This window comes from Streptomyces seoulensis (genome assembly GCF_022846655.1).
Taxonomy (GTDB): domain Bacteria; phylum Actinomycetota; class Actinomycetes; order Streptomycetales; family Streptomycetaceae; genus Streptomyces.
Window position 1 is genome coordinate 2,133,788 of sequence record NZ_AP025667.1, and the last position, 20,109, is coordinate 2,153,896.

General features: G+C 72.2%; 19 protein-coding genes. 11 read left to right on the top strand and 8 right to left on the bottom strand.

What is annotated here, in order from left to right:
• Nucleotides 1-164 precede the first annotated feature (164 nt).
• A complete protein-coding gene (locus tag HEK131_RS09800; RefSeq protein WP_161149171.1) occupies nt 165-1,037 on the bottom strand; it encodes a 3-hydroxybutyryl-CoA dehydrogenase in 873 nt (290 codons plus the stop codon).
• A gap of 169 nt (nt 1,038-1,206) precedes the next feature.
• Here HEK131_RS09800 and HEK131_RS09805 point away from each other — a divergent pair, with 169 nt between their 5' ends.
• Complete coding sequence (locus HEK131_RS09805) at nt 1,207-2,439, top strand: glycoside hydrolase family 10 protein (RefSeq protein WP_244334395.1); 1,233 nt, start codon at nt 1,207-1,209, stop codon at nt 2,437-2,439.
• 17 nt (nt 2,440-2,456) lie between these two features.
• On the opposite strand, the gene HEK131_RS09810 is transcribed toward HEK131_RS09805, so the two are convergent.
• Together HEK131_RS09810 and HEK131_RS09815 are read right to left on the bottom strand one after the other, a co-directional pair.
• Nucleotides 2,457-2,654: a DUF1918 domain-containing protein gene (locus HEK131_RS09810; protein ID WP_217460848.1), complete on the bottom strand. Its 198-nt coding sequence runs from the start codon at nt 2,652-2,654 to the stop codon at nt 2,457-2,459.
• Nucleotides 2,655-2,673: 19 nt separating this feature from the next.
• Complete coding sequence (locus HEK131_RS09815) at nt 2,674-3,585, bottom strand: DMT family transporter (protein ID WP_244334396.1); 912 nt, start codon at nt 3,583-3,585, stop codon at nt 2,674-2,676.
• On the opposite strand from HEK131_RS09815, the gene HEK131_RS09820 reads away from it, so the two are divergent.
• On the top strand, nt 3,584-5,017 hold the full coding sequence (locus HEK131_RS09820; protein WP_244334397.1) for a PLP-dependent aminotransferase family protein: 1,434 nt from the start codon (nt 3,584-3,586) through the stop codon (nt 5,015-5,017). The genes HEK131_RS09815 and HEK131_RS09820 overlap by 2 nt on opposite strands.
• A gap of 124 nt (nt 5,018-5,141) precedes the next feature.
• Nucleotides 5,142-5,735, top strand: a complete 594-nt coding sequence (locus HEK131_RS09825) for a histidine phosphatase family protein (RefSeq protein ID WP_161145792.1) — start codon at nt 5,142-5,144, stop codon at nt 5,733-5,735.
• Here the strand turns inward: HEK131_RS09825 and HEK131_RS09830 are convergent.
• Nucleotides 5,717-6,172, bottom strand: coding sequence for a DUF6314 family protein (locus HEK131_RS09830; RefSeq protein ID WP_244334398.1), 456 nt, complete (start codon nt 6,170-6,172; stop codon nt 5,717-5,719). The two genes, HEK131_RS09825 and HEK131_RS09830, sit on opposite strands and share 19 nt — an antisense overlap.
• 263 nt (nt 6,173-6,435) lie before the next feature.
• Entirely contained in the window at nt 6,436-7,302 is an 867-nt protein-coding gene (locus HEK131_RS09835; RefSeq protein WP_244334399.1) for an AraC family transcriptional regulator, read from the bottom strand.
• Nucleotides 7,303-7,694: 392 nt separating this feature from the next.
• Between HEK131_RS09835 and rox the strand changes: the two genes are divergently transcribed.
• Entirely contained in the window at nt 7,695-9,167 is a 1,473-nt protein-coding gene (gene rox / locus HEK131_RS09840) for a rifampin monooxygenase (RefSeq protein ID WP_244334400.1), read from the top strand.
• Here rox and HEK131_RS09845 read toward each other — a convergent pair.
• Nucleotides 9,118-10,995: a GMC family oxidoreductase gene (locus HEK131_RS09845; protein ID WP_244334401.1), complete on the bottom strand. Its 1,878-nt coding sequence runs from the start codon at nt 10,993-10,995 to the stop codon at nt 9,118-9,120. The two genes, rox and HEK131_RS09845, sit on opposite strands and share 50 nt — an antisense overlap.
• Before the next feature lie 110 nt (nt 10,996-11,105).
• Here HEK131_RS09845 and hchA point away from each other — a divergent pair, with 110 nt between their 5' ends.
• A complete protein-coding gene (gene hchA, locus HEK131_RS09850; RefSeq protein WP_217460856.1) occupies nt 11,106-11,984 on the top strand; it encodes a glyoxalase III HchA in 879 nt (292 codons plus the stop codon).
• Nucleotides 11,985-12,087: 103 nt separating this feature from the next.
• Here the strand turns inward: hchA and HEK131_RS09855 are convergent, their stop codons facing one another.
• Nucleotides 12,088-13,269 carry an epoxide hydrolase family protein gene (locus HEK131_RS09855; protein ID WP_244334402.1) on the bottom strand — a complete coding sequence of 394 codons (1,182 nt, stop codon included), beginning with the start codon at nt 13,267-13,269 and terminating at the stop codon, nt 12,088-12,090.
• Nucleotides 13,270-13,351: 82 nt separating this feature from the next.
• On the opposite strand from HEK131_RS09855, the gene HEK131_RS09860 reads away from it, so the two are divergent.
• The 6 genes from HEK131_RS09860 (at nt 13,352) to HEK131_RS09885 (ending at nt 19,007) form a co-directional block, all read left to right on the top strand.
• A complete protein-coding gene (locus tag HEK131_RS09860; protein ID WP_244334404.1) occupies nt 13,352-13,927 on the top strand; it encodes a CGNR zinc finger domain-containing protein in 576 nt (191 codons plus the stop codon).
• Between the two features lie 243 nt (nt 13,928-14,170).
• Nucleotides 14,171-15,199 carry an N-acetyl-gamma-glutamyl-phosphate reductase gene (argC, locus tag HEK131_RS09865; protein WP_244451976.1) on the top strand — a complete coding sequence of 343 codons (1,029 nt, stop codon included), beginning with the start codon at nt 14,171-14,173 and terminating at the stop codon, nt 15,197-15,199.
• Nucleotides 15,196-16,347 carry a bifunctional glutamate N-acetyltransferase/amino-acid acetyltransferase ArgJ gene (gene argJ / locus HEK131_RS09870; RefSeq protein ID WP_244334405.1) on the top strand — a complete coding sequence of 384 codons (1,152 nt, stop codon included), beginning with the start codon at nt 15,196-15,198 and terminating at the stop codon, nt 16,345-16,347. The genes argC and argJ overlap by 4 nt, the downstream gene beginning before the upstream one ends.
• Complete coding sequence (argB, locus tag HEK131_RS09875; RefSeq protein WP_217460859.1) at nt 16,344-17,258, top strand: acetylglutamate kinase; 915 nt, start codon at nt 16,344-16,346, stop codon at nt 17,256-17,258. Before argJ ends, argB begins: the two co-directional genes overlap by 4 nt.
• Nucleotides 17,255-18,451, top strand: a complete 1,197-nt coding sequence (locus tag HEK131_RS09880; RefSeq protein WP_217460860.1) for an acetylornithine transaminase — start codon at nt 17,255-17,257, stop codon at nt 18,449-18,451. The genes argB and HEK131_RS09880 overlap by 4 nt, the downstream gene beginning before the upstream one ends.
• Before the next feature lie 10 nt (nt 18,452-18,461).
• Entirely contained in the window at nt 18,462-19,007 is a 546-nt protein-coding gene (locus HEK131_RS09885; RefSeq protein ID WP_161145803.1) for an arginine repressor, read from the top strand.
• A gap of 342 nt (nt 19,008-19,349) precedes the next feature.
• Here HEK131_RS09885 and HEK131_RS09890 read toward each other — a convergent pair whose 3' ends face one another.
• Complete coding sequence (locus HEK131_RS09890) at nt 19,350-20,090, bottom strand: FAD:protein FMN transferase (RefSeq protein WP_254640933.1); 741 nt, start codon at nt 20,088-20,090, stop codon at nt 19,350-19,352.
• Between the last annotated feature and the right edge of the window lie 19 nt (nt 20,091-20,109).

Sequence of the window (20,109 nt, forward strand, 5' to 3'; positions counted from 1 at the left end):
CTTGCATGCGCATGCAGAGTCAACCGCCCCGGCGGACCCGGGGGGAGCGTGTGCGAACGGCATATGCGAGCCCGCGACGCACACGGAGTGTGAAACATATGGACCCGGCACCCATGAGGTGCCGGGTCCATGTGCGGTCTTCGACCGGGAAGCTTCGAGAAGCGTCAGTACGAGTAGAAGCCCGACCCCGACTTCCGTCCCAGGCGGCCCGCCTCGACCATGCGCTGCAGGAGCGGGGGAGCGGCGTACAGGGGCTCCTTGTACTCCGCGTACATCGAGTTGGCGATCGAGACGATCGTGTCCAGGCCGATGAGGTCGGAGAGCTTCAGGGGGCCCATCGGGTGGGCGCAGCCCATCTCCATGCCGTTGTCGATGTCCTCGCGGCTGGCGATGCCGGACTCGAACATGCGGATGGCGGAGAGGAGGTAGGGCACCAGCAGGGCGTTGACGACGAAGCCGGAGCGGTCCTGGGCGCGGATGGCGTGCTTGCCGAGCGTCTTCTCCGCGAAGATCTGCGCGCGGCTGAGCGTGCCCTCGGAGGTGGTGAGGGCCGGGATCAGCTCGACCAGGTTCTGCACCGGGGCCGGGTTGAAGAAGTGGATGCCGATCACGTGGTCGGGGCGCGAGGTGGCGACCGCCAGCTTCACCAGCGGGATGGAGGAGGTGTTGGAGGCCAGGATCGCGTCCGGACGCGTCACCACCTGGTCGAGCACCTGGAAGATCTCCGTCTTCACCTGCTCGTTCTCCACCACGGCCTCGATCACCAGATCGCGGTCGGCGAACTCGCCCAGGTCGGTGGTGAAGCTCAGCCGCGCCAGGGCCGCGTCCCGCTCCTCCTCGCTGATCTTGCCGCGCTCCGCCGCCTTGCCCAGGGAGTTGTGCAGGCGGGTACGGCCGTACTCCAGGGCGTCGCCCGTGGTCTCGGCGACCATCACGTCCAGTCCCGCGCGTGCGCACACCTCGGCGATGCCCGCGCCCATCTGGCCGCAGCCCACGACTCCGACGCGCGAGATGTCTCCGGCTCGGAAGTCCGTCACATCGTCCCCTTCGCTGGTTCTCAGGCTCGTGCAGGGCGTCCGGTTTCGGTGCCTGCTCCGATCGTGCACGTTACCGCCAAGTATCGATGATCGATCGACGGGGTAGGGACAAGCCGTGCCTCGGGGACGATCCGTCACGGGGCGGACTCGGAGCGTGGGGGAGGCAGGAATGGCCACTCGTGCGGCAACCGTCTCGCGGCGGACGCTCGCCCTGGGGACACTGGCGGCTCTGGCGACGGGACCGAGCGCCCCGGCGTACGCCTCCGGGCAGCACCGCCGGGAGATGCGCGGGGTGTGGCTCGCCACCGTCGCCAACCGGGACTGGCCCTCGCGGCCGGGACTCGCGCCCGAGGAGCAGCGCGCCGAGCTGATCGCCCACCTCGACCGGGCGGTGGCCGACCGGCTCAACACCGTGATCTTCCAGGTGCGCCCCACCGCCGACGCCCTGTGGCCCTCCCCGTACGAGCCCTGGTCCCAGTACCTGACCGGCACCCAGGGCCGTGACCCCGGCTGGGACCCGCTCGGCACCGCCGTCCACGAGGCCCACGCGCGCGGACTGGAACTGCACGCGTGGTTCAACCCCTACCGCATCGCCAACCACACCGACCCCACCCGGCTCGTCCCCGACCACCCGGCGCGCCTGCACCCGGAGTGGGTCGTGCCCTACGGCGGCAAGCTGTACTACAACCCTGGCCTGCCCGAGGTCCGGCGCTTCGTCCGCCGGGCGATGCTGGACGCGGTCGCCCGCTATCCCGTGGACGCCGTCCACTTCGACGACTACTTCTACCCGTACCCCGTCGCCGGACAGACCTTCGACGACGACGCCGCCTACGACGCGTACGGCGGCGCCTTCGACGACCGGGCCGCCTGGCGGCGTGACAACATCGACCGGCTGGTCCGCGAGGTCGCGGCCGGCATCCGGCGGGTGCGGCCCGGCACCCGCTTCGGGATCAGCCCCTTCGGGGTGTGGCGCAACGCCGCCACCGACCCACGCGGTTCCGACACCCAGGCGGGCGTGCAGACCTACGACGACCTGTACGCGGACACCCGGCGATGGGTCCGCGAGCACTGGATCGACTACGTCGTCCCGCAGATCTACTGGAACATCGGCTTCCCGGCCGCCGACTACGCCCGGCTCCTCGACTGGTGGGCGGAGCAGGCGGCGGGCACCCGGACCCGGCTTTACGTGGGGGAGGCGCTGTACAAGGCGGGCGCGGCCGGGCAGCCCCCGGCTTGGCAGGACCCCGCCGAACTGTCCCGGCATCTCGCGCTGGCCGCCCGGTATCCCGAGGTGCGCGGGCACGTCTTCTTCGCCGCCCAGGACGTGGCCCGCGATCCGCTGGGCGCGATGGCGCGGGTCGTCGCCGACCACTATCTGCGGCCGGCGAGACCCCCGCGCTGACCCCGTTCGCTGTTCGCCTAGTTCGTCTCGTCCTCGTGGTGACGGACCTGGCAGTCCGGGCCGGGCGACATGATGGCCTCGTGCCCGTCCTCGAAGCGGACGCGGTAGGGCGGTTCGCCCTCCTCGCCGATCACTTCGACCACTTCCGTGACCTGATCGTGTTGGCCGACCACTCTTCCGTGCTGGACAAGGTGGTCGCCCTTGGACGCGCGCATCTTCAGGCCCTCCTCACGGTCAAGACCGTTGGGTGACGGCGATGCAGACGAGCACGGCGAGCGCGGTCAGCGGTGCCGCCGCGGGGACGTGCTCGCCCAGTAGCAGTGCCGACCACACCAGTGTGAGCAGCGGCTGAGCCAACTGCAACTGGCTGGCCCGCGGGATGCCGACGGCGGCCATGCCCCGGTACCAGAGGAGCAGCCCGAGGAACTGCGAGCCCACCGCGACCCACAGCACCCCGGCGATCCCGTGCGCGGTGAGCCGTACCGGCTCGTGGCCCAGCGCCAGCGCGGTGCCGAGCGCGCTCAGCGGCAGGCACAGCACCAGCGCCCAGCCGATGACCTGCCAGCCCGGCATGGCACGGGCCAGCCTGCCGCCCTCGGTGTATCCGGCCGCGCACACCAGCAGCGCCGCGAAGAGGTAGGCGTCCGCCCTGGTCAGGGCGCCGCCGCTCTGGGTGACCGTGAACGCGACCACGGCCGCCGCTCCCGCCAGTGCGGCCGTCCAGAAACGACGCGAGGGGCGCACACCGGTGCGCAGGGCGGACACGGCGGCCGTGGTCAGCGGGAGCAGGCCGACCACGACGGCCGCGTGCGCGGTGGTGGACGTCTGGAGGGCGAGCGTGGTCAGCAGCGGGAAGCCGAGCACCGTACCGGCTCCGACCACCGCGAGCCCCGCCAGATGGCGGGCGGCGGGCAGTGGCACCCGCAGGAGCAGCAGGCAGGCGCCCGCGACCAGGGCCGCGAGGACGCCCCGGACCGCCACCAGCGACCAGGGCCCGAAGCTCTCCAGGCCCCACGCGGTGGCGGGGAAGGTGAGGGAGAAGGCGACGACACCGAGCGCCGCCTGGCCGCTGCCCAGGAGCAGGGGCTCGCGGGACGCGGTGACTGTTATCGGGGTCGTATCGGTAGCGCTACTCTGTGCTCTCATGAACGAGCGTAGCAGTGTGCGTGAGCTGGCGGAACAGTTGCGCATGGAGCTGGACCGCTACTCACCCGGTGGAAAGCTCCCGTCGAGCCGGGCCCTGGTCGAACGGTTCCGGGTCAGCCCGGTGACCGTCTCCCGGGCGCTGGCCCAGCTCGCCGCCGAGGGGCTGGTCGTCACCCGGCCCGGCGCGGGCGCCTTCCGGGCCGGGCCGCGCGCCTTGGCACCGCCCGCCGGGGACACCTCCTGGCAGGAGGTCGCGCTGAGCGCCGACGCCGCCGGGGACGTCGTACCCCGCACCGTGGACGCCTCCGGGGTCATGGTCTCGCTGCCCGCCCCGCCGCCCGGCGTCCTGGAGCTGAGCGGCGGCTACCCGCACCCCTGCCTCCAGCCCGAGCAGGCGATGGCCGCCGCGCTCGCCCGCGCGGGACGGCGCCCCGGCGCCTGGGGCCGGCCGCCGCTGGAGGGGCTGCCGGAACTGCGGGAGTGGTTCGCGCGCGGCATCGGCGGCTCCGTCACCGCCGCCGAGGTGCTGATCGCGGCGGGCGGCCAGTCCGCGCTGGCCACCGCGCTGCGCGCGCTCGCCCCGCCCGGCGCGCCGGTCCTGGTCGAGTCGCCCACCTACCCCGGCATGCTCGACCTCGCCCGCGCGGCCGGCCTCAGGCCCGTCCCGGTCCCGGTCGACCCCGACGGCGTACGCCCCGACCTGCTGGCCGACGCCTTCCGCGCCACCGGGGCCCGCGTCTTCGTCTGCCAGCCCCTGTTCCAGAACCCGACTGGCGCCGTCCTCGCCCCCGACCGCCGTGCCGAGGTGCTGCGCATCGCCCGCGCCTCGGGCGCCTTCGTGATCGAGGACGACTACGTACGCCGCCTCGCGCACGCCGACGCGCCCCCGCTGCCCCGCCCGCTCGCGGCGGACGACCCGGACGGCGTCGTCGTGCACGTCGGCTCGCTCACCAAGGCGACCTCGCCCAGCTTCCGGGTGAGCGCTCTCGCCGCACGCGGGCCGGTGCTGGAACGGCTGCGCGCCATCCAGATCGTGGACAGCTTCTTCGTGCCCCGGCCGCTCCAGGAGGCGACGCTCGAACTCGTGGGCTCTCCGGCCTGGCCGCGCCATCTGCGCTCACTGTCGGCCGAGTTGGCGGTGCGGCGCGAGACCATGACCGGGGCGCTCGCGCTCGAACTGCCCGAACTCGCCCTGCCGCACATCCCGTTCGGCGGCTTCCACCTCTGGCTCCGCCTGCCCGAGGGCGTCCCGGAGGCCGCCCTGACCGCGGCCGCCCTTCGCGCGGGCATCTCCATCACCCCCGGCCGCGCCTACTTCAGCGCCGAACCCCCGGCGGCCCACGTCCGGCTGAGCTTCGCCGCGGTCGCGGGTACGGGGGAGATCACGGAGGGGGTGCGACGGCTGCGAGCGGCGTGGGACGAAGTGCGGTGAAGCAGCTCAAGTCACTTGCGGAACAGAGGGGTTGAGACAGCAGGGGCGATGGTTTCCGGTCACCGTCGGTGAAGTGGGAGCGATCGCTCTTGACCGGCCCCCGTCCGGGGCTCACCATCACCGCATGCCACTTCGGGTGACGTTCGTGGCCGCGGCGCACGGTTACCCGTCGCAGGCGGAGCGGTTCCAGGACGACCGGCCGCTGGACCAGGCGGGCTGGGACGAGGTGCAGCGCGTGGTGGGGTACCTGCTGCCGCTGGCCGCGGCCGAGTTGCGCTACTGCTCCCCGACCCCGCGCAGCCGCGCCACCGGCGACGCGCTCGGCTATGCCCCGCTCGCCCAACTCGCCCTGCGTGACTGTGACATGGGCCGCTGGCGAGGGCTGACCCTGGCCGAGGCGATGGCCCGCGAGCCGCAGGCGGTGGACGCCTGGCTCGCCGACCCGAGGGCCAGCCCGCACGGCGGCGAGTCGATGCTCGCCTTCATCTCACGGGTGGGCGGCTGGCTCGACACCCGGCCCGGAGACGACCACGCCCGCATCGTCGCCGTCGCCGAGCCGTCCGTGATCCGCGCGGCCCTCGTCTACGCCCTCCAGGCGCCCCCGGCCGCCTTCTGGAGCATCGACGTACGGCCGCTGTCCACGATCACGGTGGCCGGCCGCGCGGGCCGCTGGACCCTGCGCCTGGACGCGGTGTCCCCTCAGCCCTCGCGCACGTAGTCCGTGGTGAGCACGAGGTCCTTCCTCGGTCCGCCGACCCGCCACACCGAACGCCAGTGACCGGCGTCGGTGACGGTGAACTCGCCCCGGTAGAAGTCGGCCGCGCAGGGGTGCCCCGCGACGTGCCGCCCGCCGCGCAGATCCAGGTCGTGGAAGGGCCGCCCGTCCGCGAACCGCACGTCCGCCGTGCCCGGCACCGCCCCCGGAAGGAACCGCAGCGTGCGTGTCGCGGGCCGCGTCACCCCCTGCCAGGTGAACTCCCCGGCCTCCTCGTGCAGCAGCCCGTCCGCACCGTCCGGCAGCGGCCCGAAGGCGGTGTGCCCCTCGAAGTGCCCCTCGTCCGCGCCCGAGAGGTCCCGCACGGTCCGCGTGACCCGCCACCGCCCGGCGAGGAACCCGAGCGCGTCGGCCACCGGCCACCACTCGCCGCCGGTCACCGCGTCCTCCGGAACGGCCCGTCGGGCGAGTCCGCCGGCGACTTCCGCTCGGCCTGCACCCGGATCTCCTGGTGCGCGACATGCCCGGAGGCCCGGAACGCCTCCTCGTACGCGGCCAGGGCGCCCCCCCGCGCCCCCGTGCCGCCGGATGAACCGCGCGAGCCAGGACAGGGTGCCCAGCACCACCGCCAGCCCACCGCACAAGATCAGGTACGGCACCCACACATCCATGGTCCGAGCTTACGGGCCGCCCTCCGGCGAGGTCACCGGCCCGCCCCCTCCACCGGCAGCCACAGCTCCGCGTCCGCCTCGGACCCGTCCCCGGTCGGCCGGACCCGCAGGATCTCCGGGCCGGGGCGGCTCGCGTACGGGTTCGACGGGAACCACTGCGTGAACACGTCCCGCCACAGCGTCTGGACCGCCAGCGGCATGGGCCCGGAGGCCGTGAACACCGCCCAGGTGCCGGCCGGGACGGGCAGCGCGGTCATGCCCTCGGGGGCGGGGGCCGAGGTGACCACGCCGTGGTAGTAGTCGAGTTCCGTGCCCTCGGCCCGGCTCGGGTCGAGGTCGTCGCAGACCGCGACGACGCCCTCCGGCTCCTGGTCCGACAGCTTCGCCAGCCGCTCCAGGTCCGGCCGGCCGATCCCCCGGACGAACTTCATGATCGCCTCGTTCGGCCCCGCGTGCACCAGGGGCACCCTGGCCTTGAACCCGACCACTCCGAACGCCTGCTTCCGCTCGATCCGGTGTCGCATACCGCTGTTCCCTTCGATGACGAGGCGGAAGGACATCCGGGGCTGTGAACTGAGCGTGACACCGGCCCGCCGTGCCTCGCTCGGGCCGACGCCGTGCATCACGCGGAACGCCCTGGCGAACGCCTCACCCGAGCCGTAGCCGTGGCGCACCGCGATGTCGAGCAGCGTCTCCCGGCCCGCGACCACCTCCGCGGCCGCGAGCGTGAGCCGCCTGCGCCGGACGTACTCCGACAACGGCATCCCGGCGAGCGCGGAGAACATCCGCCGCAGGTGGTACACCGACGTACCCGCGACCCGCGCGAGTTCCTCGGGGTCGACACTCCCGTCGAGTCCCCGCTCGATGTGTTCCATCGCCTCGTTGAGCCGCTCCAGCACGCCCCGTTCCTTCCTCTTGACACCCGGAACGCTAGGCGCGACCGGCGGTCCGGCACCCGACAATCCGTGCCCGATTCTGTCGGGTGGAGGTCGTGTCTGTCGGGTGGAGGGCGTGGAGGTCGGAGTCCCTTGCCGTCGGTCACCGCGAGGGGGAGGGCGCGTCGCGCGGCGGCCAGGGCCTGAGCCACCTGACCGGCGCCGGAAACAGCGAAGGCAAGGAGGTCGGACACTCCTTGCCACTTTCAAGATATAGCGGATGGGGGGCCTTGCGGCAAGGCCCCCTCGCTGTCGCAGAATGGGCGGCCGCGGCCGGGAGTGACAGGAAAAGCACGTTGGTGACGTATGCGTGCTTTTGTCGGCCTGCGGACGAACTTCTTCGATGGGGCGGGTAGATGACCGATGTGATCGTGGTCGGCGGCGGGCCGACCGGGCTGATGCTGGCCGGGGAGCTGCGGCTGGCCGGAGTGGGCGTCCTCGTGCTGGAGAGGCTGACCGAGCCGACCAGCCAGTCCCGAGGCCGCGGCCTGCACGCGCGCAGCGTCGAGGTGATGGACCAGCGGGGTCTGCTGGAGCGGTTCCGCGCGGAGAGCGAGACGTTCCAGGTCGGCGGTCTCTTCGGCGGCATCATGAAGCCGTGGCCGGACCGCCTGGACACGGCACACCCGTACGGCCTGGCCACCCCGCAGGCGATCACCGAGCGGCTGCTCGGCGCGTGGGCGCGCGAACTGGGCGCCGAGATCCGGCGCGGCCAGGAGGTGGTCGCGCTGAGCCAGGACGCGGACGGGGTGACCGTAGGACTGGCGGACGGCACCGACCTCCGCTCGCGCTGGGTCGTCGGCTGCGACGGGGGCCGCAGCACGGTGCGCAAGCTGCTCGGCGTCGGCTTCCCCGGCGAGCCCGCCACGGTGGAGACGCTGCTCGGGGACATGGAGGCCACCGAGGACCCGGCGACGATCGCCGCCGTCGTGGAGGAGGTCCGCAGGACGCAGTTGCGGTTCGGGCTCTCGCCCGACGTGGACGGCCAGAAGGGGGTGTACCGCGTCATCGTGCCCGCCGACGGTGTCTCCGAGGACCGTGCGGCCCCGACCCTCGCGGAGTTCAGCGCGCAGCTACGGGCGGTCGCCGGCACCGACTTCGGCGTGCACTCGCCCCGCTGGCTGTCCCGCTTCGGCGACGCCACCCGGCAGGCCGAGCGCTACCGAGTCGGCCGGGTCCTGCTGGCCGGCGACGCGGCGCACATCCACCCGCCGGCCGGCGGCCAGGGGCTCAACCTCGGGGTGCAGGACGCCTTCAACCTCGGCTGGAAGCTGGCCGCCGAGGTGCACGGCTGGGCCCCGGACGGCCTGCTCGACAGCTACCACGCCGAGCGCCACCCGGTCGGCGCCCGCGTACTGGAGACCACCCGCGCCGCGATGACCCTCCTCGGCACCGGCCCCGGGGCCACCGCCCTGCGTGAACTCTTCGCCCGGCTCATGGACTTCGAGGAGGTGAACCGCCACGTCACCGGCATGATCACCGCCGTGGACATCCGCTACGACCTCGGCGACGGCCACGACCTGGTCGGCAGGCGGCTGCGGGACGTGAAGCTCAAGGAGGGGCGCCTCTACGAGCGCATGCACCACGCCCGCGGCCTGCTCCTGGACCAGACCGGCCGCCTCTCGGTGGAGGGCTGGGCGGACCGGGTCGACCACGTCGTCGACATCAGCGAGGAACTCGACGTACCGGCGGTGCTGTTGCGCCCGGACGGCCATGTGGCGTGGGCGGGGGAGAGCCAGGAGGACCTGCTCGTCCACCTGCCCAAGTGGTTCGGCGCCGTCACGGCGCCGGGTACTGCGCCAGCAGCGTCTCACTCGCCTTCTCGCTGACCAGATAGACCGCGGAGGCGATGAACAGACCGGGGATGTCGGGGAACACCGACGCGTCCACCACCCGCAGCCCCTCCACCCCGCGTACGCGGAAGTCACCGTCCAGCACCGCCAGTTGATCGTCCTCGGTGCCGATCCTGGCGGTGCCGCACGCGTGATGGCCCCAGGACTGGGTCCGCGCCCACTCCTTGAGCTGGTCGTCGGTCCGGACCTCGGGGCCGGGGACCAGCTCGCCCTTCACGCCCGCGTCCCTCGCCTCGGCGATCACGTCACGGGCGATGCGCAAGCCGTCCACCAGGCCGTCCAGGTCCTCCTCCCAGCCCGCGGTGCCCTCGGAGAAGTAGTGGAACCGGATCTCCGGCGGCTCGGTGGGATCGGTCGAGCGCAGGGTCACCGAGCCGCCCCGGTTCTTGGTGTGGCCCTTGAGCACGACCACGCCCAGCCGGTCGCGGCCGTGTGTGCCGTCCTCGGCGTAGCCGGGGTAGTAGCCGTGGAAGTCGACGGGCATCGCCAGCAGCATCAGGTCGGAGTCGCCCTCGGAGACGCTCGACCTGCCGATGATCGCCGCCAGTTGGCCGTTGGTCGCGTAAGGGCCGCCCCGGTCCGCGTTCCACTCGGTGATCAACTCGTCCTGTCTCTCGCCCGCGAGGGGGACGTTCAGCGACGAGCCTTCGAACAGCGGGTAGTCCTCGTCCAGTTCGGCGACCACCGAAGCCTCGTACCGGTCGTGCAGATTGCGCCCCACGCCGGGTGCGTCCACCCGCACGGGGATGCCGAGCCGCTCCAGTTCCTCGCGGGGGCCGATGCCGGACAGCATGAGCAACTGCGGTGTGTTGTAGGTGCCGCCGGCCAGGACGACCTCGTTCCTGGCGTACGCCGTCCCCTCGGTGACCTCGCCCCCGTCCCGGTCCGCCGCGTCGGGGCGCAGGCGGCACGTGCCGTCCGAGGAGGCGCCGTAAGCGCGATGCTGCTCCCGGTACGCGACGCCCACCGCCCGGTCGCCGTCGAAGAGTACCCGGGTGACCAGGGTGTTCGTCCTGATCGTCAGGAGGTCCCCGACCTGGTGCCGTACGTCCAGCAGCCGCTCGCGGGTGCCGTTGCGGGCGCCGTCGTGGACCGATGCCGGGATGAACGCCATGCCCTCAAAGTCCGGCGGAGTGTCGGCCGCGTTCGGGTCGCGGGGGAGCGGGACGTCGTCCGGGATGCCGAAGCGGTCGCGGGCGGTCCGCTCGACGGCGCCGATGATGTCGAGGAACCGGGGCTCGCGGGGGGCCAGGGAGGGGGCGGCCCGGGTCGTGCCGAGCCAGCCGTCCTTGCCATGGCGGGCCTTGGCGTCCCGCTCGGCGGGAGTCTCGCCCGGCAGCGGCTCGGCGTCCTGGCCCTGCCAGTTCTCCAGGCGCCGGAACCGCTCGCGCATCGCCTCGGCGCTCCACCCCGAGTCGCCGGTCAGCTCGACCAGCCGCTGCCACTCCCTGCCCTGCGGGAACAGCATGATCAGCGCGTTGACCGTCGTGCTGCCGCCGAGGGAGCTGCCGCGGGGGTACAGCACGCCGTCCTCGGCGCCGGTGAACTTGCGGTCCTCACGCTGGGTCGCCGTGTCGTCGAAGTGGCGTACGAAGAAGCTCCACGCCATGTCGGGATCCTCGCTGGCGAAAGCCTGCATGATCGGGATCGAGTAGTACTGGCAGTCGTGTTCGTCGCCCGCCTCCAGCACCAGCACGCGGTGCCCGGCCAGGGCGAGATTCGCGGCCAGGGGGCCACCGCCGGCACCCGAGCCGACGACGACGAAGTCGAATTCCTGAGCGGTTTCCGGTGGCTGCTGAGGCATGCGATCTCCTCCCCGCGCTCCTCCCGGCCACTGTGCACCTCCGAGGCCACGCCCGCCACATCATGCGTGCGGCCGGGGTGGTGCCTACGTTGGAGAAAAGGAGGTTTCCCATGTCAGACGCGCACGACCTGAGCAAGGACCCGGCTCCGGACCCGGCCGAGGACAACGCGTTCTTCCCCTCTCCGTACTCGCTGAGCAAGTACACCTCCCCGAAGACGAACTTCGACGGGGTGGAGCACAAGGGCGCCTACACCGGTGGACGGTGGAAGGTGCTGATGATCGGCACCGACGAGCGCTATCTCCTCACCGAGGATGGCAAGTTCTTCTCCACCGGCAACCATCCGGTCGAGATGCTGCTCCCGCTGCACCACATGATGGAGGCGGGCTTCGACGTCGATGTGGCCACCCTCAGCGGCAACCCCGTGAAGCTCGAACTGTGGGCCATGCCGGAGGAGGACAAGGCCGTCATGGAGACCTACGAGGCGGTCAGACCCAAGCTGAAGGAGCCGCTGAAGCTGTCCGAGGTCGTCGCGGACAAGCTCGGCCCGGAGTCCGACTACATCGCCGTCTTCATCCCCGGCGGACACGGAGCGGTGATCGGTCTCGCGGAGAGCGAGGACGTGACGAAGACCCTGGACTGGGCGCTGGCCAACGACAAGTACGTGATCACCCTGTGCCACGGCCCCGCGGCCCTGCTCGCCGCCGCCCAGGGCAAGGACAGGTCCCCCTTCGACGGCTACTCCCTCTGCGTCTTCCCCGACGCCCTCGACACCGGCGCCAACCTGGAGATGGGCTACCTCCCCGGCCGGCTGCGCTGGCTCGTCGCCGACCTGCTGGAGCGGCAGGGCGTCACCGTCCTCAACTCCGACATCACCGGCCAGACCCACCAGGACCGAAAACTCCTCACCGGGGACAGCCCGCTCGCGTCCAACGCCCTGGGTCTGATGTCCGCGGAGGCGCTGGTGGAGGCGGTGAAGGGGGAGGGCTGAGCGGGTCGCCGGGTCGGGGAGGGCTGAGGGGGGCGCCGGGTGATCACAGGTGCTCGAAGAACCTGGTCCACCAGGTTCCGCCGACGGTGGCCACGGCGGCGCTCTACGGCTGATGCCGATCAGCGGCCAGCACCGCCGCTAGGCCTTCTCGCAGGTCCTTGACGAAGAACTCGGGAACCTCCAGCGACGGGAAGTGACCCCCGATCTCGGGCGACCTCCATCGGACGATCTTCCGGTACCGCTCCTGCGCCCAGGGGCGCGGGCACTTCTCGATGTCGCGGGGATACATGGTTATCGCTGCCGGGACGTCGACCCGGAGTTCGGGGTCCAGCGAGTTGTGGCTCTCGTAGTAGATACGGGCCGCCGACGCACCGGTCCGCGTCAGCCAGTAGAGGGTGACGTTGTCGAGAACGCGGTCCCTGGAGATCCTCTCGAACGGGCTGTCCTCGGTGTCCGACCACTCGGCGAACTTGTCGAGGATCCAGGCGAGAAGCCCGACCGGTGAGTCGACGAGCGAGTAGCCGATCGTCTGGGGCCGGGTCGCCTGCTGCTTCGCGTACGCCGCGCGGTGGTGCCAGAAATCGTGGGTCTCCTCGGTCCACCTGCGTTCCATCGCCGTCAGCCCCTCCGTCGTCAGTCCCGGCGGCGCCTGCGCGAACGTCGTGTGGATGCCGATTACGTGCTCCGGGAACCGGCCGCCGAGAACCGTGGTGATATTGCCTCCCCAGTCGCCGCCTTGGGCCGCGAACCTGCTGTAACCGAGCCTTCCCATCAGTTCCACCCAGGCGGCCGCGATCTTCTCGGTTCCCCACCCGGTGGTGGCCGGCTTGTCGCTGTGCCCGAACCCTGGCAGCGACGGGACCACGACGTGGAATGCCGGCGCTTCCGCGTCTTCCGGATCTGCCAGCTCGTCCACCACGTCGATGAACTCGGCGATGCTGCCCGGCCAGCCGTGCGTCAGGATCAGCGGAGTGGCGTCCGCGCGCGTGGACCGGCGGTGCAGGAAGTGGATTCCCAGGCCATCGACGGTCGTGCGGAACTGGCCGATCCGGTTGAGGCGCTCTTCGAACGACCGCCAGTCGTAACCGGTGCGCCAGTAGTCCACGACATCGACGAGGTCGGAGAGAGGGACACCCTGTTCCCACCGGCGCGGGTCGGGCGCGGCGCTACGGACCGTCTCGGCCTCCGGCAGTCGCGCCGACACCAGTCGCGCGCGCAGATCATCGAGATCGGCGTCGCTCGCGTGGGCTTCAAATGCTTGCACATCGGCGGTGAGGTGGGGCATGGAGCCTCCTGTCCATTGACGAACCGGCTTAGCCGGTTCTAGCAGCCGGTCAAGCCGAGCCGCAACCCCCTAAGGTGGTTCCATGCATGCTCGGTTCCCTGACTTCCGCCTCGGCAAGGTGCTGGCCACCAGCTTCACGGGGACTCTGTCGGAGCGTCATGGCGACGCCGTGGAGCGCATTCCCACGCCGCGGCGACTCGTCGACTGGCTGGAGGTGAGTGGCCTCGCCGTGGCCTCCTGCACCCCTGCCCAGCTCGACCTCGCCCGGGAGCTGAGGGAGTCGATCCACGCCGCCGCGACGGCGGCCGCGACGGGGGACGCTCTCCCCGCGTCCGCCGTCCAGGTCATCAATCACCGCAGTGCTCAAGGGCGGGCCGCGGCGATCCTGACGCCCGAGGGCGAGCGGCGATGGCAGCTCGGCTCGGCTTCCTCCGTGGAGGACGCCCTCGGTGTGATCGCCGCCGACGCGGTCAGTGTCATCGCGGGTGAACGAGACGGAAGGCTGGCCCTGTGCGCGTCACCTACCTGTCGAGCCGCCTTCTTCGACACTAGTCAGAGCCGCACCCGCCGCTGGTGTGACATGAACACGTGCGGGAATCGCCAGAAGAAGGCGCGCTTCAACGCCGGCCAGCGCAAGAACTCCGCTGTGGCGGAGTGATCTACTCCGCAGGCGGCATGCGGAGTAGATCAACGGACCGCCGGCCTCGCCGGTCATCGGAATTGCCCCGAGTGCTCGGGGTCCTCGAAGTGGACCCCGCGGCAGTCCCGCGGATCGCGCTTGATGGCCCACCTGCCCCGAACCAGCTCTGTCGCTCAGTCGTGGTCCCGGTTCCCACCCTCGCACAACTGATTGCATAAAAGTGCAGAGCTACGTATAGTCATGCCAATGAAGGAGGTCGGCATGGTGGTGCGCGCGGCGGTGGCCGGGGCTAGTGGGTATGCGGGCGGGGAGTTGCTCCGGCTGCTGCTCGGGCATGCCGGGGTCGAGGTCGGGACGCTGACCGGGCACTCCAGTGCGGGGCGACGGCTCGGGGAGCTGCAGCCGCAGCTCGCGCCGTTGGCCGACCGGGTGCTGGCGGAGACCACCGCGGAGGCGCTCGCCGGGCACGACGTGGTGTTCCTGGCGCTGCCCCACGGGCAGTCCGCCGCCGTCGCCGACCAGCTCGGCCCGGATGTGCTGGTGATCGACCTGGGCGCCGACTTCCGGCTCGCGGACTCCGCCGACTGGGAGCGGTTCTACGGCTCCCCGCACGCCGGTACCTGGCCCTACGGCCTGCCCGAACTCCCTGGCGCACGCACCGCGTTGGAGGGGGCTAAGCGCATCGCCGTACCGGGCTGCTATCCGACCGCCGTATCGCTCGCCCTGTTCCCCGCCTACGCAGCCGGGATCACCGAGCCCGAAGCCGTGATCGTCGCCGCCTCCGGCACCTCCGGCGCGGGCAAGGCGCCCAAGGCGCATCTGCTCGGCAGCGAAGTCATGGGCTCCATGACCCCGTACGGCGTCGGCGGCGGACACCGGCACACCCCCGAGATGATCCAGAACCTCAGCGCGGCGGCGGGGGAGCGGGTGAGCGTCTCGTTCACCCCGACCCTCGCCCCCATGCCGCGCGGCATCCTCGCCACGTGCAGCGCCAGGGCCCGCGCCGGAGTCACCGCCGAGGCGGTCCGCGCGGTCTACGAGAAGGCGTACGCCGACGAGCCGTTCGTCCGGCTGCTGCCCGAGGGGCAGTGGCCCGCCACGGCCTCCGTGACCGGCTCCAACGCCGTCCAGGTGCAGACCGCCCTGGACGAGGAGACCGGCCGGGTCATCGTGATCAGCGCCATCGACAACCTGACCAAGGGCACCGCGGGCGGTGCCGTACAGAGCATGAACATCGCCCTCGGGCTCGACGAGACCACCGGGCTTTCCACGATCGGAGTCGCACCTTGAGCGTCACAGCGGCCAAGGGATTCACCGCGGCGGGCATCGCCGCCGGGATCAAGCAGAACGGCAACCCCGACCTGGCCCTCGTGGTCAACACCGGCCCCCGCCGAGCCGCCGCCGGCGTCTTCACCGCCAACCGCGTCAAGGCCGCCCCGGTGCTGTGGTCCGAGCAGGTCCTCAAGGGCGGCCAGGTCAGCGCGGTCGTCCTCAACTCCGGCGGCGCCAACGCCTGCACCGGCCCCCAGGGCTTCCAGGACACCCACGTCACCGCCGAGAAGGTGGCCGAGGTCCTCGGGCGCGGCGCCATCGAGGTCGCCGTCTGCTCCACCGGCCTCATCGGCGTCACCCTGCCCATGGACAAGCTGCTGCCCGGCGTCGAGAAGGCCGCCGCCCAGCTCTCCGAGCACGGCGGCGAGAAGGCCGCCCTCGCCATCAAGACCACCGACACCCACCACAAGACCGCCGTGGTCACCAGGGACGGCTGGACGGTCGGCGGCATGGCCAAGGGCGCGGGCATGCTCGCCCCCGGCCTCGCCACCATGCTGGTCGTCCTCACCACCGACGCCGACCTCACCGACGCCGACCTGGACAAGGCCCTGCGCGCCGCCACCAAGGTCACCTTCGACCGGGTCGACTCCGACGGCTGCATGTCCACCAACGACACCGTCCTGCTGCTCTCCTCCGGCGCCTCCGGCATCACCCCCGGCCACGACGAGTTCGCCGACGCCGTCCGCGAGGTCTGCGCCGACCTCGGCCGCCAGCTCATCGGGGACGCCGAGGGCGCCAGCAAGGACATCAAGGTGGAGGTCGTGGGCGCGGCCACGGAGGAGGACGCCGTCGAGGTCGGCCGCTCCATCGCCCGCAACAACCTCCTCAAGTGCGCCATCCACGGCGAGGACCCCAACTGGGGCCGCGTGCTGTCCGCCATCGGCACCACCAAGGCCGCCTTCGAGCCCGACCAGCTCAACGTCGCCATCAACGGCGTCTGGGTCTGCAAGAACGGCTCCGTCGGCGAGGACCGCGACCTGGTCGACATGCGCTACCGCGAGGTGCACATCGTCGCCGACCTCGCCGCGGGCACCGAGACGGCCATCATCTGGACCAACGACCTGACCGCGGACTACGTCCACGAGAACAGCGCGTACAGCTCATGAGCACGCCCACGCGGAAGCACACCGCGCTGCCCAAGGCACAGACCCTCGTCGAGGCGCTGCCCTGGCTCACCCGCCACCACGGCCGCACCGTCGTCATCAAGTTCGGTGGCAACGCCATGGTCGACGAGGGGCTGAAGGCGGCCTTCGCCCAGGACGTCGTCTTCCTGCGCCACGCCGGCCTCCGGCCCGTCGTGGTGCACGGCGGCGGCCCCCAGATCAGCGCCGCCCTCGACCGGCACGGCATCGTCAGCGAGTTCAAGGCGGGCCTGCGCGTCACCACCGAGGACGCCATGGACGTCGTACGGATGGTGCTCGCCGGCCAGGTGCAGCGCGAGCTGGTCGGCCTGCTCAACCAGCACGGGCCGCTCGCCGTCGGCCTCACCGGCGAGGACGCCCACACCATCACCGCCACCCGGCACCGGCCGAGGGTCGACGGCGAACTCGTCGACATCGGACGCGTCGGCGAGATCACCCGGATCGACACCGGCGCCATCGAGACCCTGCTCGCCGACGGCCGCATCCCGGTCGTCTCCTCGATCGCCCGCTCCCAGGACGACGGACATGTCTACAACGTCAATGCTGATACGGCGGCTGCGGCACTCGCTGCTGCGCTGGGCGCCGAAACCCTCATGGTCCTCACCGACGTCGAGGGCCTCTACGAGGACTGGCCGAACTCCGACGAGGTGATCAGCCGCCTCACCGCGACCCAGTTGGAGAAACTGCTGCCCGAACTGTCCTCGGGCATGGTGCCCAAGATGGAGGGCTGCCTGCACGCGGTGCGCAACGGCGTGCGCACCGCCCGCGTCATCGACGGCCGGGTCCAGCACTCGATCCTGCTGGAGATCTTCACCGACGAGGGCATCGGCACCATGGTCGTGCCCGACGAGCCGGACACCCCGGGGGAGTCATGAGCAACGAGGAACTGACCGCGCGCTGGCAGGGCGCGCTCATGGACAACTACGGCACCCCGCGCCTCCCCCTCGTACGGGGCGAGGGCGCCGCCCTGTGGGACGCCGACGGCAACCGCTACCTCGACTTCGTCGGCGGTATCGCGGTCAACGCCCTCGGGCACGCCCACCCGGCCGTCGTCCGCGCGGTGAGCGAGCAGATCGGCACCCTCGGCCATGTCTCCAACCTGTTCGTCGCCGAGCCGCCCGTCGCCCTCGCCGAGCGCCTGCTGCGGCTGTTCGGCCGGGACGGCAAGGTGTTCTTCTGCAACTCCGGCGCCGAGGCCAACGAGGGCGCGCTGAAGATCGGCCGGCTGACCGGGCGCACCCACATGGTGGCGACCGACGGAGGCTTCCACGGCCGCACCATGGGCGCCCTCGCGCTCACCGGCCAGCCCGCCAAGCAGGAGCCGTTCCGGCCGCTGCCCGGCGACGTCACGCACGTCCCCTACGGCGATCCGCAGGCGCTCGCCGCAGCCGTCACCCCGGACACCGCCATGGTGATCATCGAGCCCATCCAGGGCGAGAACGGGGTCGTGGTGCCCCCGCCCGGCTACCTCAAGGCCGCCCGCGCCATCACCGCTGCGACGGGCGCGCTGCTGGTGCTGGACGAGGTGCAGACCGGCGTCGGCCGCACCGGGGACTGGTTCGCCTACCAGGCCCACGAGGGCGTACTGCCCGACGTCGTCACCCTCGCCAAGGGGCTCGGCGGCGGGCTGCCGCTCGGCGCCACCATCGCCTTCGGCCGCGCCGCCGACCTGCTCCGGCCCGGCCAGCACGGCACCACCTTCGGCGGCAACCCGGTCGTCTGCGCCGCCGGGCTCGCCGTCCTCGACACCATCGTCGGCGAGGACCTGCTCGCCAACACCAAGCGGCAGGGCGAGGCGTTGCGCGCCGGGATCGAGGCGCTGGACCACGCGCTGGTCGACCATGTCCGGGGCGCGGGGCTGCTGCTCGGTATCGTGCTCACCGGGCCGCACGCCGCGCAGGCGCAGGCGGCGGCCCAGGAGGCCGGGTTCCTGGTGAACGCGCCTGCCCCCGACGTCGTACGGCTCATGCCCCCGCTGAACCTCCGCGACGACGAGGTGGACGCCTTCCTCCAGGCGCTCCCCGGCATCCTCGACGCCAGCGATGAGGACGGACGACCCCGAGAATGAGACGACGACGATGAGTCAGGCGCAGGACCACGATTCCGCGGCGGGTGCCGGGCCCGCGGTGCCGCAGACCCGCACGGCCCGCCACCGCCGGATCGTGGACATCCTCAACCGGCAGCCGGTGCGCTCGCAGAGCCAGCTCGCCAAGCTGCTCGCCGACGACGGGCTGAGCGTCACCCAGGCGACGCTCTCCCGCGACCTGGACGAGCTGAACGCGGTCAAGATCCGCAACACCGACGGCGACCTGATCTACGCGGTGCCCAGCGAGGGCGGCTTCCGTACCCCGCGCGCACCGCTGGGCGGCTCCGCCAAGGAGGAGCGGATGCGGCGGCTGTCCCAGGAGCTGCTGATCTCCGCCGAGGCGTCCGCCAACCTCGTCGTGCTGCGCACCCCGCCCGGCGCCGCGCAGTTCCTCGCCTCGGCCATCGACCAGGCCGAACTGCACGACATCCTCGGCACCATCGCCGGCGACGACACCCTGATGCTCATTAGCCGCGACCCCACCGGCGGCCAGGCCCTCGCCGACCATCTGCTGCGGCTGGCCCAGAACGCGCCGTGAGGCATCGGTGCGGGGCATCCGACTCCCGCGTCCCGTCGGGCCCGCGCGGTGACCGGGGCGGCGCCCGACGCACCCCGTGAGGCGGGGGGAGGCGTCGCTCGTGCCCACCGCACCCCGCGGGCCGGCCACCAGGCGAGGTCCCGTCGGCCGAGCCGGATGAGCGCCCTCGGTCCGCCGTTCTGGCCGGCGCCGTGCAGGTCGTGGCCCGGTGGCCCGGCCAGGGTGTCGTGGCTCGGGCCGGACGCCGTCGGCCCGGCGGGGATGCCGCTCCTCGCGCTTCCCCCCCCGGCCGTTGGCGTCCTCAGCCCAGCCGGGTCGCCCTCACCCCGGCCGGGGGCGCCCTCAGCCCAGCCGGGTCGCCAGACCCCCTGTGCAGCGCACCTCGTCGCCCGCCGTGATCAGCAGCCCCTCCACGTCCGGGAGGGACTCCAGCCAGGCCAGGCCCGCGCGGGAGCCCATCGCGAAGGCGGCCGTGGCCCAGCAGTCGGCCCAGGTCAGGCGGGGGGTGACGACGGTGACCGCGACCAGGTCCGTCACCGCGGAGCGGCCGGTTCGGGGGTCCACGATGTGCGCGCCGCGCTCGGCCGTGCCCGAGGTGGCCACCGCCAGCTCGTCCGCACCGGCCGCAGAGACCACCGCCGCCAGCCCGCCCGGCCGGAGCGGGTCGGCCACGCCCACCCGCCAGGCCCGGTGCGGCTCGGGCGTCCCCAGCATCTGGACGTCACCGCCGCCGTTCACACTGACCCCGCACACACCGGCCACGGCGGCCAGCGAGCGCGCGGCCCGCTCGGCGGACCAGCCCTTGACGATGCCGGTCGGGTCCAGCGTCCCCCGGTACCGGGTGCTGAACCAGCCGTCGCTGACCCGCTCCGCCTCGGCCGCCAGCTCCAGCACCTCGGCGACCTCGGGAGCGCACTGGTCCGGCGTCAGCTCCTCGCGCGCCAGCCGGGAGACCTCGCTGTCCTCGCGGTAGGTGCTGAACACGGCGTCCACCCGGTGCAGTCCCGCGACCGCGCTCTCCAGCGCCGCGCGCACCTCCTCGGGGTCGCCGCCGCGCACGTCGAAGGAGAAGACGGTCCCCATGACCTCCTCCGCGTGCCGC

Coding starts and splice junctions, on each gene's coding strand:
- argC (WP_244451976.1), top strand. CDS start 14,171: ATGGTGGTGCGCGCGGCGGTGGCCGGGGCTAGTGGGTATGCGGGCGGG.
- HEK131_RS09855 (WP_244334402.1), bottom strand. CDS start 13,269: ATGCCCCACCTCACCGCCGATGTGCAAGCATTTGAAGCCCACGCGAGC.
- argB (WP_217460859.1), top strand. CDS start 16,344: ATGAGCACGCCCACGCGGAAGCACACCGCGCTGCCCAAGGCACAGACC.
- HEK131_RS09860 (WP_244334404.1), top strand. CDS start 13,352: ATGCATGCTCGGTTCCCTGACTTCCGCCTCGGCAAGGTGCTGGCCACC.
- HEK131_RS09805 (WP_244334395.1), top strand. CDS start 1,207: ATGGCCACTCGTGCGGCAACCGTCTCGCGGCGGACGCTCGCCCTGGGG.
- HEK131_RS09825 (WP_161145792.1), top strand. CDS start 5,142: ATGCCACTTCGGGTGACGTTCGTGGCCGCGGCGCACGGTTACCCGTCG.
- HEK131_RS09880 (WP_217460860.1), top strand. CDS start 17,255: ATGAGCAACGAGGAACTGACCGCGCGCTGGCAGGGCGCGCTCATGGAC.
- HEK131_RS09890 (WP_254640933.1), bottom strand. CDS start 20,090: ATGGGGACCGTCTTCTCCTTCGACGTGCGCGGCGGCGACCCCGAGGAG.
- rox (WP_244334400.1), top strand. CDS start 7,695: ATGACCGATGTGATCGTGGTCGGCGGCGGGCCGACCGGGCTGATGCTG.
- HEK131_RS09885 (WP_161145803.1), top strand. CDS start 18,462: ATGAGTCAGGCGCAGGACCACGATTCCGCGGCGGGTGCCGGGCCCGCG.
- HEK131_RS09820 (WP_244334397.1), top strand. CDS start 3,584: ATGAACGAGCGTAGCAGTGTGCGTGAGCTGGCGGAACAGTTGCGCATG.
- hchA (WP_217460856.1), top strand. CDS start 11,106: ATGTCAGACGCGCACGACCTGAGCAAGGACCCGGCTCCGGACCCGGCC.
- HEK131_RS09845 (WP_244334401.1), bottom strand. CDS start 10,995: ATGCCTCAGCAGCCACCGGAAACCGCTCAGGAATTCGACTTCGTCGTC.
- HEK131_RS09810 (WP_217460848.1), bottom strand. CDS start 2,654: ATGCGCGCGTCCAAGGGCGACCACCTTGTCCAGCACGGAAGAGTGGTC.
- HEK131_RS09815 (WP_244334396.1), bottom strand. CDS start 3,585: ATGAGAGCACAGAGTAGCGCTACCGATACGACCCCGATAACAGTCACC.